This is a genomic window from Daejeonella sp. H1SJ63 (assembly GCF_029360775.1).
Taxonomy (GTDB): domain Bacteria; phylum Bacteroidota; class Bacteroidia; order Sphingobacteriales; family Sphingobacteriaceae; genus Daejeonella.
On sequence record NZ_JARKMZ010000020.1, the window covers coordinates 105,125 to 122,399 of the forward strand.

A 17,275-nucleotide genomic window follows, 5' to 3' on the forward strand; every position below is an offset into this window, starting at 1 on the left:
TATCAATATGTCATCATTAAAATTTAAACACGTAAGCTATCTCTGGGATGAAGCCGAAGCTGAAAAGCTTAAACACGACGAAGTTGGCCTACTGATCTACAGATCAAACATTCTGGGTGCCGACCTCAGGCTGACTAACTATGGAGGAGGTAATACTTCATGTAAAGCCTTGGCTGCTGATCCGCTGAGCGGAAAAGAAACTGAAGTGATGTGGATCAAGGGATCGGGAGGGGATATCGGGACATTAAAAAGAAGCGGACTTGCAGCACTTTACACAGATCGTCTGCATCAGCTGAAAAATATTTACCGGGGAATAGAGCATGAAGATGAAATGGTTGAGCTCTTCAATCACTGCATTTATGATCTGGATTCAAAAGCACCATCCATTGACACTCCACTGCATGGATTACTGCCTTTCAAGCATATAGACCACCTGCATCCGGATGCAGCCATTGCTATTGCAGCGGCAAAAGACGGAAAAAAGATTACTGCAGAACTTTTTAATAACAGTATTGGATGGGTTGACTGGCAAAGACCCGGCTTTGATCTGGGATTAAAGCTTGAAGAATGTCTGAAAAATAACCCGGGCATCAGGGGTATTATGCTGGGCTCACATGGATTATTTACCTGGGGAGATACTGCCTATGAATGTTATGTAAATACGCTCGAAGTAGTCGAGAAATGTGCAGAATACATTGAAGAAAATGTCAAAAAGAATGGTGTTGTTTTCGGCGGCGCCAGAATCCAGAGTCCTGATGAAAATACAAGAAGATCACAGGCCGCAAAAATTGCTCCTGTTCTGAGAGGTCTTTGTTCATCCGAAAGATCCATGATCGGACATTTTACAGATGATGAACGGGTACTGGACTTTATCAACTCCAATGATCTGGACAGGCTTGCCCCGTTGGGAACAAGCTGCCCCGATCATTTTTTACGCACAAAGATCAGTCCTCTGCTCTTAAACCTTGCCCCCGATGCTAATCTGGATGATAAAGATGAACTGAAGGCCCTGCTCGAGCCACTTTTTGAAGAGTACAGAAAAATGTATGCTGCATATTATGAAAGCTGCAAACATCCCAACTCTCCGGCAATGCGCGACCCTAATCCGGTAATCATACTTTATCCGGGTGTGGGTATGTTCTCTTTCTCCAAAGACAAACAAACAGCCCGGGTTGCCGCCGAGTTCTATACCAATGCCATTAATGTCATGCGCGGTGCTGAAGCCATATCCGAATACACTTCATTACCCAGACAGGAAGCCTTTAATATCGAATATTGGTTACTTGAAGAAGCAAAACTTCAGCGTATGCCTAAAGCAAAGCCGCTTTCCGGGAAAATAGCCCTGGTAACAGGAAGTGCCGGAGGCATTGGAAAGGCAATAGCCAGAAAATTTGCCCTGGAAGGTGCTGTGGTTGTGCTGAATGACCTGGATCAGAGCCGTCTGGCTGATGCAGGTAATCAGTTCCTGAAAGAATTTGGCAAAGATTCATATACAACAGTTCAGTTGAATGTTACTTTGGATGAAGATATTAAAAATGCCTTCAAACAGGCCTCTCTTGCTTTTGGAGGTGTTGATATCATTGTAAATTGTGCCGGACTTTCGATCTCTAAACCCATCGAGGAACATACTGATAAAGACTGGGATCTGCTCTACGATGTGCTGGTAAAAGGCCAGTTCAAGGTTACACAGGAAGCAGTGAATATATTAAGGAAACAAAACAGGGGTGGTGACATTCTGAATATCGTAAGTAAAAATGCATTGGTTTCCGGTCCGAATAATGCCGGTTACGGTTCTGCAAAAGCCGCTCAATTGCATCTGAGCCGCCTGAATGCTGCAGAACTGGGTGCGGATAAGATCCGCGTCAATGTGGTTAATCCCGATGCGGTAATTGCCGACAGTAAAATATGGGAAGGCGCATGGGCTGAGGGCAGGGCAAAAGCCTACGGAATTACAGTAGCTGAACTTCCTGCATTTTATGCCAAACGTACTCTCCTGAATGAAACTATTCTGCCCGAAGATATTGCCAATGCATGTTTCGCTTTTGTTGGCGGATTGCTGAACAAATCAACCGGAAACGTCCTGAATGTGGATGGTGGTGTGGCTATGGCATTTGTCAGATAATTCAATTGAAATAAATATGAAACCATCATGATTTAGCCAAAACCCGCAGGGGTATGATTATTAAATCATGATCGCCCTGCCTACCGCAGGCAGGCCTGCCTACCGGCAGGTAGGTTAATCACCATTAAAAAACAATAAATAGACAGATGAAACTTGAAGAAAGTAAAATAATTGAACATAATCAGGATCTGATCAATCTGCATCAGGCAAAACTGAGTTTTGCAAAAACGATTATTCCAGATCATGAAACGATCATATCCAAGCTTATTGATTTTCAGATTGCCATTCCAAGCTGGGCATTAGGCAATGGCGGAACACGCTTTGGACGTTTCCCGGGTGGCGGAGAACCCCGGAATCTGGAAGAAAAGATAGAAGATGCAGGACTGATCCATCAGCTCAACCGGTCAGGGAATGCCATTTCATTGCATATTCCATGGGATATTCCGAAAGATTATCAGGCAATCAAAAGCCATGCAGAAGCCCATGGCCTGCGTTTCGATGCCATGAATTCCAATACCTTTCAGGATCAGAAAGATCAGAAAGAAAGCTATAAATACGGCTCGCTCCAGCATGTTAATCCGGCTGTCAGAAAACAAGCCATTGACCATAATATCGAGGTAATCAGACATGGTATCAAACTGGGTTCAAAATCACTGACGGTATGGCTTGCCGATGGTTCCTGCTTCCCCGGACAACTGAATTTCAGACAGGCCTTTCAGAATACCCTGGAAAGCTTAAAGGAAATTTATGCTGCCTTACCGGATGACTGGAAGATGTTTGTAGAATACAAAGCCTATGAACCCAATTTCTATTCAACTACCGTTGGCGATTGGGGTCAGTCGCTTTTATATGCCAGCAAATTAGGGCCGAAAGCTTATACACTGGTTGATCTGGGCCATCATCTGCCCAATGCAAATATTGAACAGATCGTTTCCCTGTTGTTAATGGAGGGCAAACTTGGCGGATTTCATTTCAACGATTCCAAATACGGCGATGATGACCTCACTGCAGGCAGCATCAAACCCTATCAGCTCTTCCTGATCTTCAATGAACTGATCGATGGCATGGATGAAAGAAAGATGAATCACGCTACCGGCCTGGCATGGATGATTGATGCTTCTCACAATATCAAGGATCCCTTGGAGGACCTCCTTCAATCGGTGGAAGCAATTATGATCGCCTATGCACAGGCACTGACTGTTGACCGTAAAACATTAAAAGAGGCTCAGCAGAATAATGATGTGGTGAGGGCACAGGAAATTCTGCAAAACAGTTTCCGTACAGATATACGCCCCTTAGTTGCCGAAGCACGTTTAAGAGCCGGCGGAGCATTGGATCCGATCGCTTTATTCCGCAAACTGAATGTTCGTGAAGAGCTGATCAGAGAAAGAGGTCGCGAAACGATCGCATCAGGTTTATAGTAATCAGATGAAAACACCGGTTACTGCGGTATTTGACATTGGTAAAACCAACAAAAAACTCCTGCTGTTTGATGAACAGTACCGGGTAGTATTTGAACATACCGAAAACCTTCCGGAAACTGTTGATCAGGATGGATTTCCGTGTGAAGATCTGGAAAGACTTCAGGATTTTATGTTTAAATCGCTTGAGCAGGTTCTTGGTAATCCCAATTGGGAGATCAGAACGCTAAATTTTTCTTCTTATGGGGCAAGTCTGGTTTATCTCGACGAAAATGGGCAGTCCTTAACTCCCCTCTATAATTACCTGAAACCCTATCCCGAAAAACTTTCAGAACAGTTTTATTCGGTTTACGGAGGCAGGGAAGCATTCGCAGCAAAGACTGCATCGCCCGTTCTGGGTAGTTTAAATTCAGGTATGCAGCTTTACCGGATAAAATATGAAAGACCGGAACTTCTGGAGAAGATCAAAACCGTGCTGCATCTTCCTCAATACCTCAGTTATCTCATTACCGGAAAACTTTATTCAGACATTACCAGCATCGGATGCCATACCAATTTATGGGATTTCGAAAAAAACGAGTACCATGAATGGCTTGTAAAAGAAAATCTCCAGGACAAACTGGCTCCCTTAGTTCCCTCCAACAGCATTTTCAAGGCAGAATTTAAGGGTCATCAGTTCGATGCAGGCATTGGTTTACACGATAGTTCAGCAGCTCTGATACCCTATCTGCTCAGCTTTAAAGAACCTTTTATTCTGATCTCGACCGGCACCTGGTGCATCAGTCTGAACCCCTTCAATTCGAGTCAGCTGACAAGTGATGAGCTGAATTCAGATTGTCTTTGTTATCTGCAATACAATGCTAAACCCGTGAAGGCATCAAGACTCTTTGCCGGGCATTACCATGAGCAGCAGCTAAAGAGGATAACGGAATATTACGGAACATCGGCATCGAAATATCAGGAAACGGCTTTCGATGAAAGCTATTTGAGTATGCTTAACGAAGAACAACGTTTTTCAGAAACAGATTTGAATACCTGTTCCTCCGACAGAGAGGCCTATCACCGTTTGATGATGGATATCATCAATCAGCAAAAACAATCAACGGAGCTGATTATCAGAGGCTCAGCAATAAAAAGAATCTTTGTGGATGGTGGCTTCAGCAAAAATCCGGTTTATATGAATCTGCTGTCCCATGTATTTCCTGAAATGGAAGTATTTGCTGCCTCTATGGCACAGGCAACAGCTCTTGGATCTGCCCTGGTCATTTCTTCCCTTCCGGTCCCGAATGATCTGATCGAACTCAAATTTTATTCAGCCAAATAAAAACAACACATTTCAAATGGACAAGATTGTATCTTTTAAAATGAAACTGAAGCCGGGTTTTAAAGAAGAGTATAAACGCAGGCATGACCAGATCTGGCCTGAACTGGCAGCCTTGCTCAAAGAATCCGGAATCAGTAATTATTCCATATTTCTGGATGAAGAAACCGGTATTCTGTTTGCTGTACAAACCCTCTCAGGCAATAACAGTTCCCAGGATCTGAGTAAAAATGAAATCGTGAAAAAATGGTGGGCTTACATGGCTGATATTATGGATACAAATAAAGACAATTCGCCGGTAAGCAGGCCTTTGGAGATGGTGTTTCATCTGGATTAAGGTTTTTGAAGTGTAATTATCAAACATCCTGAAGCCTGATAATTTGTTAGCAGGGGGAATTTGGCTATTTTTGCATTATGAAATTACCAATCATAGCCTACGGAGACACCGTATTACGTAAAAAAGGAGAAACAATTACCTCTGAATATCCTGAGCTGAAAACACTGATCGATAATATGTTCGAAACAATGTATGGGGCCCACGGTGTCGGATTGGCAGCTCCTCAGATTGGTTTGGCCATACGTCTGTTTGTAATTGATGCTACCTCTTTTGCTGAAGACGAACCGGTATTAAAAGATTTCAAAAAAGTATTTATCAATGCTCAGATACTTGAAGAAGGCGGCAATAAATGGTCGTTTAATGAAGGATGTCTGAGTATTCCCGATATCCGTGAAGATATCGACAGGCATGAAAGCCTGAAAATTTCTTATTATGATGAAAAGTTCAATCATCATGAAGAAAGCTTCAAGGGACTGGCGGCCCGCATCATCCAGCATGAATACGACCATATCGAAGGCAAACTCTTCGTCGATAAACTAAGTCCGCTGCGCAAAGCCATGCTTCAGAATAAACTCAGTTCCATTTCAAAGGGAATGGTGAAAGTGGATTATAAAATGAAGTTCCCTGCGCTGAAAAAAGGAAGAAGGTAGTATTGAGTACAGAGTATTGAGTACAAAGTATTTAGACCAAAACCATTCCGGAATCAGAGTTTCACGATTGACGATAAATTTCCTTCATTCTCAACTCAATCCTCCTTCTTTTAACTTTCGGCCAAAAAGATAAATTTCGTTTTGAGTAACATTAAGACTTACAACCTATAACTTATTACTTACAACTTATTGCTCCCTGCTTCTGTCACCCTGCATAATCTGCTGAATCAAAGCACCCCAGGCAAATGGATTCAATAATGGATTAGCTAAACGCTGATTGGTATTCCGGTTAACCAGTCTGTTATGGTTAGCCTGGAAATTATAACCCTGCATCTCTGCACCATCTCTCGGCAGGCTGGCAATCATTGCAGCCAGACTTTCGCGTGAAATATTCTTTTTGGCAATTTCCAGATCATCATCCGCAAACTTCATTGTCATAAATTCCTTTTTGAACTCATCGGTGCTTGCCCATGGGAATACCCTCACAGCAGGCAGATTGATGATTTCCTGCTGAAGTTTAATCAGAACGGTATACTTATTATCCGGAAGGTTTATTGGAATAATGATTCCTTCCCTTTTATATCCGACAGCGGTGAAAGCAAGTGTATCGCCCTCATGAGCAACAAAAGAAAAATAACCCTTGTAGTTCGCAGAATAATACTGGTCTTTACCTGTCTGGTTTGTAATAGTTACATAGGGTACAACCGTATTGCTGTCGCGGTTCATAACAATCCCTGAAAACTGCACAAGTTTCCTTTCTCCTGTCTGGGAAAACCCCGAAAGAGCGCTAAACAGAAAAATAAGGAATAACCAGTTTCTCATGGTGCAAATTTAGTAAAATCGTAATCGGGCAATGTTAAATTGTGTTAAAAGCATTGCCGGAACGAAACATTTATTACTGAAGCCGCTCAGGAAGAACAGCAGCAGGATCATCCATATCTGTCAGGTTTATTGCCTCAACACCCTCCACTTCCGGAACTGCGCGCTTGATAGCCTGCTCAATCCCTGCTTTCAGAGTCATAATACTCATCGGACATGAGCCGCATGAACCTAATAAACGCAGTTTCACAATGTTCTCAGGAGTGATTTCCTCAATTGACACATTTCCTCCGTCAGCTTCAAGATAAGGCCGGATAGTGTCTAATGCATTTTCAACTCTTTGCAACAAATCCATGGTATATTCTTTTTATAAAGATATGAATTTTTTAAAATGTTATTTGCCCGCATTCAATATTGCCACCTGCTGTGCCACACGCTCTGCAATCTGTAAAAATGCCAATCCCATCACATTATCCTCATCCAATACTACCGGTTTCCCTCCGTCTCCTGCATCGCTGATGCTTTTAACCAAAGGTATTTCGCCAAGGAATGGGGCATTAAACTGCTGAGCAAGCGCCTTTCCTCCATCTTTCCCAAAAATATAGTACTTGTTGTCCGGTAATTCAGCAGGAGTAAAATAGGACATATTTTCTACCACACCAATCAGCGGAATATTGATACCCTCCATCAGGAACATCCCCACACCTTTTCTGGCATCGGCCAGAGCCACATTCTGAGGAGTAGTTACAATTACAGCCCCCGTTATCGGGAAGCCCTGCGCCACGGTAATATGAATATCGCCGGTTCCGGGAGGAAGATCAACTACCATATAATCCAGCTCACCCCAGTCGGCATCATTAAACAATTGCTTCACCGCAGTAGAAACCATCGGTCCGCGCCATGGCACCGGCTGATTAGGATCCGTAAAAAAGCCGATAGACAACAGTTTTATACCGTATTTTTCAATAGGCTCAATTCTTGTTTTGCCCTCAGCATTTTGCGAAGCCTTCGGACGTGCATCCTCAACACCAAACATCAATGGAATAGAAGGCCCGTATATATCTGCATCGATCAATCCAACACTGGCACCTTTTTTTGCCAGACCGAGAGCCAGATTTACCGCAACGGTAGATTTGCCCACACCACCCTTACCTGAAGCAACCAGAATAATATTTTTAATGCCCTGCAAAGCCTTATCCGGCCGGCTGGTAACTCTTGAGATCATATTAATCGAAAGTTCAGCATCTTTACTTACGAAATGGAGAATCGCATTTCGGCAGGCATTGTGGAGCATCTCCTTCATCGGACATGCAGGTGTAGTTAAAACCACCGAAAAACTTATTTTATTGCCGTCGATCTTAAGATCTTCGATCATGTTTAAAGTAACCAGATCTTTTTTCAGATCCGGATCCTCAACATGACGCAATGCACTGTAAACCTGTTCCTGTGTTATCATTTTTGAATATATGGAGACAATATTTTATACTAACTTTATCGCAAATCTACTAAAAGCGAAAGGCTTCTCATTAGACATTTAAGCTTTTTACAGTGACCTGACCTGTAATTTTTACACTGCCCGAAAGATTAGCAATTTAAATGGCTTATCTTTCTGCTAATTGGATTAATACCCCATGCATATACCTGATAAATATTATAAAATAGCTAAAATAAGCCTCATAAGTCTGCTTTCACTTACACTGATAGCCGGCGGAATTGCCTATGCCAAAAGAGAGGCACTGCTCAGAGCTGCAATCAAAAAGGCGATCAGCAAAGCCGACAGAGAATACGATCTGGAACTAAAAATTGAGAGCGCAAAGTTTGTGGGATTGAGCAGTGTGCAATTTAAAAACATCAGTCTGGTACCCCGCGGCAAAGACAGCCTTGCCAAAATAGATAAGTTCAGGGTAGGCGTTAAACTTTTTCCAATCCTGTTCGGCGACATTAAACTTTCGGAGATTAATCTGGATAAGGGAAAGATTAATCTGATTAAAAAGGACTCTGTCAGTAATTTTGATTTCCTGTTCCGAAAAAAGAAAACTGAAAATCCGGATGAAAAATCAGAGCTGAATCTTGGAAAATTTGCCAATAGCCTGATCAATCAGATGCTTTATAAAATACCTGACGACATGGATATCCGCGATTTCAGGATCAGTTTTCAGGATGACAGCAATAGCGTGGACCTCTACACCAGCTCCGCAACTATAGATGGTGGTGATGTAAACTCAACGATCATTGTTAACGGGAAAGAATCTGTATGGCATGTGGAAGGAAACGTTGATCCCGGGGATAAGGAGCTGAATCTGATGTTATTTGCCGATAACAAAAAGGTGGAGCTGCCGTATCTGGAGAAGAAATTCGGACTTAAACTGAACTTTGATACCGTTTTCACTGAAATGCGTGGTGCCAGGCTTAGCGGAAGTCAGCTGGAAGTTAACGGCTCATGGAAGGTTAAAAATTTGTTAGTCAACCACAAACGAATTGCCGGAAATGATATCATCGTTCCCGATGCTTCGATTGATGCCGACATGGTTATTGGCAAAAATTTTGTATCCATCGATAGTACTTCAACCATACATATCAAAAACATCGACCTACATCCGTTTATTAAATATACCCTGTCTCCATTTAAAATTTATGAGCTGAAACTCCATACAGATCAATTGGATGCCCAAAAGCTTGCAGGATCCTTTCCACAGGGTTTGTTTGAATCTCTTGAAGGGATACAGGTTTCAGGAAAATTGCAGTATGACCTGAACTTTTATCTCGATTCACAAAGTCCGGATAGTGTTATTTTTAGTTCGAATCTTAAAAACAATGGTTTTAAGGTATTAAAATGGGGTAAAACTAATCTGCAAAAAATTAACAGCTCATTTGTATACACTCCGTATGAATACGGTAAACCTATGCGCGATATAATCATCGGACCTGAAAATCCGGATTTTACACCTATTGATCAGATTTCGCCCTATTTAAAAGGAGCATTGCTTACCGCAGAAGATCCTTCATTCTACAGCCATAAGGGATTTGTTGAAGAATCGATCAGAAAATCTATTGCTACCAATTTCAAGGAAAAGGCTTTTAAACGGGGTGGAAGTACCATATCCATGCAGCTCGTAAAAAACGTTTATCTGAACCGGCAGAAAACACTGGCCAGGAAAGTTGAGGAGATCCTTATTGTATGGATCATGGAAAACGGGCGTCTGTCGACTAAAGAACGCATGTTTGAAACCTATCTGAACCTGATTGAATGGGGAAGGAATGTGTATGGGATAGGTGAGGCATCCAGATATTATTTCGGCAAGCATCCCTCAGAACTTAGTCTGGGAGAAAGTATTTTCCTGACCAGCATTGTACCAAGACCCAAATCAGGACTCTATCGCTTTGAAGGAGATGGCAGTCTGAGGGAAGGATTATCTTCCTATTTTAACTTTATCGGGGGAATCATGGCACGCCGCGGACTGACCCCTCCCGACAGTAATTATTTTGGATTTTATGGCGTAAGGCTCAGAGAAAGTTTAAGATCAGGCTTGCCGGTGGTAGATTCGCTTGCAGCCGACAGCCTGCTGATTAACGGAACAGAAGATGATGAGAGCGTTCTTCAGCAGCTTTTCAGCAAAAGACGTCAGGATACACTTCAGTTAAAAGAAATCAACCGGCCAAAAATCCCTCTAAAAGATACGATACCCGCTAACCGGAGACCTCAGAGCCCTTCTCCCAGGAACTCCAGAAATAATAAAGCTAATAATTGATCTAATATCTAATTTTGAATCATGAGGATAGAAATTGACGATAAAACTTTTGATATAATGCTCGAATATGAGCAGATCAAAAAAAGGATCAGACTCCTTGCCATTCAGTTAAATGTTGACTACGAAAACCGCATTCCCGTATTTATCGGAGTTCTGAACGGTAGTTTTATTTTTCTGGCAGATCTGATAAAAGAAGTTGACATTCCTTCAGAAGTCAGTTTTGTGAAAGTTTCTTCCTATAAGGGCGATAAAAGTACCGGAAGAGTCAAAGAAGAAATTGGTTTACAAATGTCGCTTAAAGACCGGGATGTAATTATTGTAGAAGATATTGTAGATAGCGGACATACCATGGAATACCTGCTTAACATGATAAAAAAAGAGGATCCGGCTTCGGTAAATGTTTGTACCCTACTGCTAAAACCCAACTCTGTAAAGACTAAATTTGATGAAATAACTTACATAGGTTTTGAGATTCCGGATGATTTCGTGGTAGGATACGGATTGGATTACAATGGTCTTGGCCGTAATCTTAAGGATATTTACAAGGCAGTTTAAGACATAAATTGTACTTTTGTTGGATATTTAAATAGAAACCATCTTGATTTTGCTAAAACCCGCAGGGTATGATTATCAAGTTATGATTGCCCTGCCGGCAGGCCTACCTGCGGTAGGCAGGCCTGTCTACCGACAGGTAGATTCATCACCTTTAAAAAACAAAAAATAAATAAATGAAAATGACCATTCACAAGGAAGGCTATACCTCGATCGCGTTATGCATTCTCTTTATTTTTGTTCTGAACGCTCTTGTTCATTACTATCTGCCTGATGTAGTTTGGTTCACCTGGATCATCTATATTTTATCATTTGCATTGTTTGCGATTGTACTTCAGTTTTTCAGAAATCCGGCGATTACTGTCATTAAAAACGAGCAGCATGTGATCTGCCCCGCTGATGGAAAGGTTGTTGTAATTGAAGAAACCGAGGAAAATGAATATCTGAAAGACAGGAGGATACAGGTATCAGTATTCATGTCGCCGATTAATGTTCACGTCAACAGAAATCCTGTTTCAGGAATCTTCAAATACTATAAATATCACCCGGGTAAGTTTCTGGTAGCCTGGCATCCAAAATCATCTACAGAAAATGAAAGAACCACGGTAGTGATAGAGAACAAAGCAGGAGTTTCTGTTCTGTTCAGACAAATTGCAGGCGCACTTGCCAGAAGGATTGTTTGTTATGCACAGGAGGGTAAGCAGGCAGTTCAGGGGGAAGAATTCGGATTCATCAAGTTTGGATCCAGAGTGGATGTTTTCCTGCCATTAGGTACAGAAATAAAAGTAGGATTGGGTGAAACCGTAAAAGGTGGAATCACCGTTCTGGCACACCTAAAAAATAAATAATAAGCAATTATCATGAAAAGATTAACAGCAATTTTAAGCATTGTATTTTTAGCCAGCAGCCTTTCAGTATCTGCGCAGAATGAGCCTAAGAAAGAAATGAAAAAAGGTGAAAAGATGGAATGTAAAATGGGTAAGGGCTGCAAAATGAGCTGCTGCTCAGGTAAAGAAAAAAAAGAGGATAGCAGCACTTCAAAAAAGAACTGATTAGTTTATAAAAAAGCCCCGTTATGTTATTCATGTCAGGGTTTTTTATATTTCTAATTATTTAAGGCAAAATCACCTGCATTCGCTTATATTTCAAAGCAAAATTGAGCCTTTATTAAATCCCCTTCTTAACCTTTCCTCCCTCTATCGCCGGGAGGGCTTGTCACTTTTATAGGCTAAAAGTAACCAAAAGCCTTTTTCAATCCCTAGGTGCCTTTGGCCACAAACCAACCGCACATCAAAAAACAGTGATCGCTGTCTTTGGGGGATATTGCCAAATGAAAGCATCCCACATATGATCCCAAAGCCCAATGCTCGGTATTGCTTTTTGATTGAATCTAACTCTGTTTTTTTGATTTTGCTGGCACTTGGGATTGAATTGTCCTTCGGTACCTCATGTATGATATGAACGTTTATTGGAATCGTGCTTCGGCTGACAACCATTCATCACTTACAGGTATTGAATCTTGCAGAGAATGGCCTTCCGGGATTTGGCAGTAAAGGCGCGTTTTATCCTTTCTTCTAACGATCATACCGCACAGGCATCAAGCAATCCGGAGAAGTGTTGCAGAAACATTCATACCTCACTTGCATAAACACGTCTTGGAGTGCGCTAACAGGATAAAATGTGGATTTACAACAAATACCGGACAGCCGCGGCGTTACTCAAGTTTTTTATGTCTTTTAATTGCTTTCGTGGACTCGCCGCTAAGGGCAGCTCGGCATTGATTCTTTTCAGCTGAAGGAAAAGAATTAGGCCCAGCGGCCATGAGCGAAAGATTTTCATCATGATTAGTCATTTGCATTTAACCGGAAAACAGTAGATTTTATTCAGAATTAAATTTGATAGCCCGACGTCGAAAGTATCGTATATGAAAAATATCATAGACATTTGAACCCTTCCGGGTAAATCTACTACCCAAAAATTCCTTAGAATACTTGGATTACGCTAAAGAGATAAAATGTTCATCTACAATACCGTGACAAAGTCTTGCACGAAATATTGCAACAAGATTCTGAATTATATGAAATACTGAAAATGAGGCAATTTATTATTCTCCCTTTACCGGCTTCCCATCTGCATACTCATGATAAACAGTTTGTGTCGGGAATGCAAACTCTGCTTTATTTTCTGCAACTATCTGCATAATCTTATAATTGATATCCTGACGGATGCGCATATAATCGTTATAATCAACAATCTCTATAAAATAAAGCACCTGAATATTCAGGGCTGACTCGCCAAAAGAATCGAAGGTAACCAGTGTATCATTACTGGTTGAATCATGTTCATTTACATAGGTTTCAATCTGCTTTGATATTTTAAGCATGACATCAGCCGGAGTATCATATTTGAGGGAAATATTGAACTTCATTCTGCGAAGATTTCTGAGGCTTAAATTTTCAAGCGGACTATCCACCATTTTCTTATTGGGAATAATCACCAGGGTTTTATCCAGAGTACGTAAGAGCGTGCTTCTGAAACCCACCTTTTCAATAGTGCCTTCAAATTTATCAATCCGCACCAGATCGCCTACCACAAAGGGCTTATCAGCAAATATGGTGAATGAGCCCAGAAGGTTTTGCAGCGTATCCTGAGCAGCAAGTGCAACTGCGATACCCCCAATACCCAAACCGGCAATAATTGTAGCTACATTCAGATTAAATACAGCCCTGAGAACTACAAAAACTCCAAAAATGATGGTTATGATCTTCGATAATTCCTTGATGAAAGGAACCATCTGATCGTCTGATTTAGATTCTGTTAATGAAGCCTTGTAAAGGAAAACATAGGCCATAAAATCGATAATCCGCAGAACAATCCAGAATAAAGCTATAATGAAAAACAGTAAAAACAGCTTATCAAGTACCTGAATAAGAGTCAGTTCGTAAACCGAAGGAAGCTTATTAACAAGGGTAGTCCGTTTAAATATGACTTCCTGAAGCGGATAATCCAACTGATTAATTGAAAGATACAGGACAGAGAAAAGAATAAGCAATTCGACCGGACGCAGCAGAAGATCAACAAAAATTTTAGGATCAGTATCAGGGTGCAGACGCTTAAACAATCTGAACATCAGACTGCTCAGCAGCCTTGAAAAGATCCGCTTCAGCAAAAGTCCAAAGATCAGGATAGATGCAAAAAGAATATAGTTATGAAGACTGTTCCCTAAAAATTGTTGTGCAAAAATCTCTGTGTTCATAAAAGAAATAAACAAAATTCTGTTTGATAGTTAATAAAGTACTGAATTATAATTGAATTCCGCAAAGAGCTGAATCCATACTTTTCAAAAATGAGCGCAAAAAAAAAGCCCCCCGGATAGAATCCGGGAGGCTGCAATCTTATAAATAAATTACACTCTTTTAGATTTGATACGAGCAGCTTTACCGGTTAATTCACGCAGGTAGAATAATTTCGCTCTGCGAACCTTTCCGTGATTGTTTACCTCAATCTTCTCGATATTTGGAGAGTTTACAGGGAAGATACGCTCTACACCAACTCCGTTTGACATTTTACGAACAGTAAAAGTCTCATTTACACCAACACTATTACGCTGGATAACTACACCCTGATAAATCTGGATACGTTCTTTATTTCCTTCGCGAATTTTATAGTGAACACTTACCGTATCACCGGCCTTGAATACAGGAACTTGCTTTTTAACTACTGCCTGCTCTTCAACAAATTTTACTAAATCCATGATTTTAAGCTCTTAAAGTCGATTTTTAGCCCGTAAAAATCGGACTGCAATATTAGGAATAATTTTTTACTTAAAAAAGTAAGTTTGAATATTTTAACTGATAAATTTATTTAGAAGGCTCTGTATCCAAAGTAAATAAGGGATTATTACCTTAATTGAATACGAAATATATTCCATTCTTATAATCTCAGGTCTTACCAACAAAACCTAAAATTATTCCAGCAAATCAGGCCTTCTCTTTCTGGTGCGCTCCAGCGCCTGCTCATGCCTCCATTCATTAATAGCTGCCTCATGTCCGCTCAACAGAATATCAGGCACCCTGTGACCTTTCCAGTCGGCCGGACGGGTATAAACCGGTGCATCAAGCAGGTCGCCCTGAAATGAATCTGATAATGCTGAGGTCTCGTCGTTTAGCACCCCCGGCAATAGTCTCACGATACTGTCGACCAGAACTGCTGCCGGTAATTCACCTCCAGAAAGCACATAATCACCAATAGAAATTTCCCTGGTCACAAAAATATCCCTGATCCTTTGGTCAATTCCTTTATAATGCCCTGCCAGAATAATCACATTCTTCTTATCCGAAAGTTCATTAGCCATTGTCTGGTTCAGGGTTTCGCCATCGGGAGTCATAAAAATCACTTCATCATAATCCCGTTCCGATTTCAGTTTTTCTATGCAATTTGCAAAAGGCTCAATTCCCATAACCATTCCACTACCGCCACCATACTGGTAATCGTCAACCGATTTCTGCTTATTGGTTGAATAATCGCGGAGGTTATGTACATGAATTTCTGCAAGTCCCTTTTTCTGAGCCCTCTGTAAAATAGAATGGGCAAAGGGACTGTCAAGCAGATCAGGTAATACAGTAATAATATCAAAGCGCATTCTGCAAAGATAGAAAGGAGAATTGAGTATTGAGATATGAGTATTGAGATATGTGAACTGAGTGCAAATACTAAACCGCTTCAATTTCGAGTAATAAAATTTAAGAAATTCTGAAAGAGGAATTGACATAGCGGGATAGATAAGCACGCTTCATTTATGAAATAAATGAATGTTGGAATTAGTCTTTGATTTGGCGTCTTGGCGAGCAAAAAAATAAAACAGTGAGTAGAAAATAACATGTCATGGGTAACACGCTACTCAAATCTTGCATTATCTGTAAATTAGGTAGCGTTGAGAAATCCAAAACCTATAAGCACTACGCTGCATCCATTCAATGGCCTGGAATCGGTTAGGGCCCCATAGGTTTAAGGTCTTTTCTTCATCTTGTTGATCCAGATGAGTGTTCCTGTTACGGGCAAACTGGTAGCAATCAGGCAGGCCAGAAAATAAATAATCTTTGATAACTTACCGTAAACATCACCAACATGCAAAGCCTTGATGGAAGCGGAAACCCGTTCATTCAATGGTTTTTCTGAAAAAATCTCGCTTTTTATAAGTACTGAAGTATACTGATCCAGATAAATTTTATCTGATGCAACAGGAGCAAAAAAGCCAGTTTTTGATTTATTCACCAAAACCGCATCAGCAGAGTCGGCAGGAAGGCTGATCAGCAAATCGCCCTCGTAATCAAGTAACTTATCAGCCGACTGAATATAATCTGCAAGCAATACTGATTTTACACCCTGAATGGAGGCAATATCTGATTTCGGCGTTTCTGGTTTCAAAGCATCTTCAGACTGGTAAGTTCCCAGCGACTTCCTCAAACCGTTTCTGTACCATTCGAACGACCATTGCGGTCCGGTAATACCCATCAGGAAAAGAAAGATACAACTGTAAAATCCAAGACTGTTATGGAGATCATGGTTTATTCTTTTCCAGTTAGCATCCCATTTAATTTTCAATCCCTGCTTCCACGACTGTATTCTTCTGGGAAACCAGATCACAATCCCTGTTATTACACCGAGTGTAAACAAAATTGTGGCTGTTCCGGTAATATAACTGCCCAGTTTCCTGTTGGGCAATTCCCCGATCAGAGGTTCTTCAATCCTGTCGAGCAGAAGCCAGCGATGAAGGCTGAACATGATCTGCATAAAATCAGTAAGTCCATTTTTATCCTTACCGCTGCCCAGAATTTTTCCGGTATACGGATCTACCATGTACTGAATTCCTCTGGAAGGAGGACCAGCCTTTTCTCCTTTAGCCTTATCTTTAGCTCCACCACCACCGTCCGGCTTATTCTTATCGTTCATCCCACCAGGCTTACCTTCTTCAGGCATTTTTACGGTTAAAACATAAGGCCGGCCAGGATCTGCAGGAATTTTAACTGATAATACCTTTCCGCCTGTTTCACGCTTTACAGCATCAATCAGTTTTTCTGCAGAAAGTTTCTCTGCTCCGGCTTTATAACTCACATGATATAATTCGGGTGCAGAAAGTTCTTTGATCTCTGTGTTAAATACGTAAACCGTACCGCTTAAACAGATCAGTAATACAACGATACCACTTGCTAAACCAAGCCAGAGATGAATGTCATTAAAAAGTTTACGCAGTTTTGGCCAGGCTGAGTGGTTTTGTCTTTGCTTCATATTTAGTTGAAGGAAT

The 17,275-nt window shown here is 41.1% G+C and carries 16 protein-coding genes; 9 read left to right on the forward strand and 7 right to left on the reverse strand.

The genetic code is table 11. The features are described from left to right. Nucleotides 1–7: 7 nt before the first annotated feature. The 5 genes from P2W72_RS06410 to def all read left to right on the forward strand — a co-directional run bounded on the left by P2W72_RS06410 (nt 8) and on the right by def (nt 5,851). The gene (locus P2W72_RS06410; protein ID WP_276360159.1) at nt 8–2,122 is read left to right on the forward strand and encodes a bifunctional aldolase/short-chain dehydrogenase; all 2,115 of its coding nucleotides are present in this window, start codon (nt 8–10) and stop codon (nt 2,120–2,122) included. Between the two features lie 146 nt (nt 2,123–2,268). Beyond that, the gene (locus P2W72_RS06415; RefSeq protein WP_276360160.1) at nt 2,269–3,543 is read left to right on the forward strand and encodes a sugar isomerase; all 1,275 of its coding nucleotides are present in this window, start codon (nt 2,269–2,271) and stop codon (nt 3,541–3,543) included. Nucleotides 3,544–3,550: 7 nt separating this feature from the next. Continuing rightward, nucleotides 3,551–4,867: an FGGY family carbohydrate kinase gene (locus tag P2W72_RS06420; RefSeq protein WP_276360161.1), complete on the forward strand. Its 1,317-nt coding sequence runs from the start codon at nt 3,551–3,553 to the stop codon at nt 4,865–4,867. Nucleotides 4,868–4,883: 16 nt separating this feature from the next. Beyond that, nucleotides 4,884–5,201, forward strand: a complete 318-nt coding sequence (gene rhaM / locus P2W72_RS06425) for an L-rhamnose mutarotase (RefSeq protein WP_276360162.1) — start codon at nt 4,884–4,886, stop codon at nt 5,199–5,201. A 77-nt stretch (nt 5,202–5,278) separates the two neighbouring features. After that, nucleotides 5,279–5,851: a peptide deformylase gene (def, locus tag P2W72_RS06430; protein ID WP_276360163.1), complete on the forward strand. Its 573-nt coding sequence runs from the start codon at nt 5,279–5,281 to the stop codon at nt 5,849–5,851. 186 nt (nt 5,852–6,037) lie between these two features. Here def and P2W72_RS06435 read toward each other — a convergent pair whose 3' ends face one another. From P2W72_RS06435 to P2W72_RS06445, 3 genes are all read right to left on the reverse strand, one after another. Continuing rightward, nucleotides 6,038–6,673, reverse strand: a complete 636-nt coding sequence (locus tag P2W72_RS06435; RefSeq protein WP_276360164.1) for a hypothetical protein — start codon at nt 6,671–6,673, stop codon at nt 6,038–6,040. 73 nt (nt 6,674–6,746) lie between these two features. Next, nucleotides 6,747–7,025, reverse strand: a complete 279-nt coding sequence (locus P2W72_RS06440) for a NifU family protein (RefSeq protein WP_276360165.1) — start codon at nt 7,023–7,025, stop codon at nt 6,747–6,749. Between the two features lie 39 nt (nt 7,026–7,064). Then, complete coding sequence (locus P2W72_RS06445) at nt 7,065–8,126, reverse strand: Mrp/NBP35 family ATP-binding protein (RefSeq protein ID WP_276360166.1); 1,062 nt, start codon at nt 8,124–8,126, stop codon at nt 7,065–7,067. Nucleotides 8,127–8,301: 175 nt separating this feature from the next. Here P2W72_RS06445 and P2W72_RS06450 point away from each other — a divergent pair, with 175 nt between their 5' ends. The 4 genes from P2W72_RS06450 to P2W72_RS06465 all read left to right on the forward strand — a co-directional run bounded on the left by P2W72_RS06450 (nt 8,302) and on the right by P2W72_RS06465 (nt 12,023). Continuing rightward, nucleotides 8,302–10,419 carry a transglycosylase domain-containing protein gene (locus tag P2W72_RS06450; protein ID WP_276360167.1) on the forward strand — a complete coding sequence of 706 codons (2,118 nt, stop codon included), beginning with the start codon at nt 8,302–8,304 and terminating at the stop codon, nt 10,417–10,419. A 21-nt stretch (nt 10,420–10,440) separates the two neighbouring features. Next, entirely contained in the window at nt 10,441–10,974 is a 534-nt protein-coding gene (gene hpt, locus P2W72_RS06455; RefSeq protein WP_276360168.1) for a hypoxanthine phosphoribosyltransferase, read from the forward strand. A gap of 179 nt (nt 10,975–11,153) precedes the next feature. Continuing rightward, nucleotides 11,154–11,819, forward strand: coding sequence for a phosphatidylserine decarboxylase family protein (locus tag P2W72_RS06460; RefSeq protein WP_276360219.1), 666 nt, complete (start codon nt 11,154–11,156; stop codon nt 11,817–11,819). A 12-nt stretch (nt 11,820–11,831) separates the two neighbouring features. Beyond that, nucleotides 11,832–12,023: a hypothetical protein gene (locus tag P2W72_RS06465; RefSeq protein WP_276360169.1), complete on the forward strand. Its 192-nt coding sequence runs from the start codon at nt 11,832–11,834 to the stop codon at nt 12,021–12,023. Nucleotides 12,024–13,075: 1,052 nt separating this feature from the next. Here the strand turns inward: P2W72_RS06465 and P2W72_RS06470 are convergent. The 4 genes from P2W72_RS06470 to P2W72_RS06485 all read right to left on the reverse strand — a co-directional run bounded on the left by P2W72_RS06470 (nt 13,076) and on the right by P2W72_RS06485 (nt 17,259). Continuing rightward, the gene (locus P2W72_RS06470; protein ID WP_276360170.1) at nt 13,076–14,227 is read right to left on the reverse strand and encodes a mechanosensitive ion channel family protein; all 1,152 of its coding nucleotides are present in this window, start codon (nt 14,225–14,227) and stop codon (nt 13,076–13,078) included. Nucleotides 14,228–14,377: 150 nt separating this feature from the next. After that, complete coding sequence (gene rplS / locus P2W72_RS06475) at nt 14,378–14,725, reverse strand: 50S ribosomal protein L19 (RefSeq protein WP_276360171.1); 348 nt, start codon at nt 14,723–14,725, stop codon at nt 14,378–14,380. A 213-nt stretch (nt 14,726–14,938) separates the two neighbouring features. Then, a complete protein-coding gene (gene trmD, locus P2W72_RS06480) occupies nt 14,939–15,613 on the reverse strand; it encodes a tRNA (guanosine(37)-N1)-methyltransferase TrmD (RefSeq protein ID WP_276360172.1) in 675 nt (224 codons plus the stop codon). A gap of 365 nt (nt 15,614–15,978) precedes the next feature. After that, nucleotides 15,979–17,259, reverse strand: a complete 1,281-nt coding sequence (locus P2W72_RS06485; protein WP_276360173.1) for a PepSY-associated TM helix domain-containing protein — start codon at nt 17,257–17,259, stop codon at nt 15,979–15,981. Between the last annotated feature and the right edge of the window lie 16 nt (nt 17,260–17,275).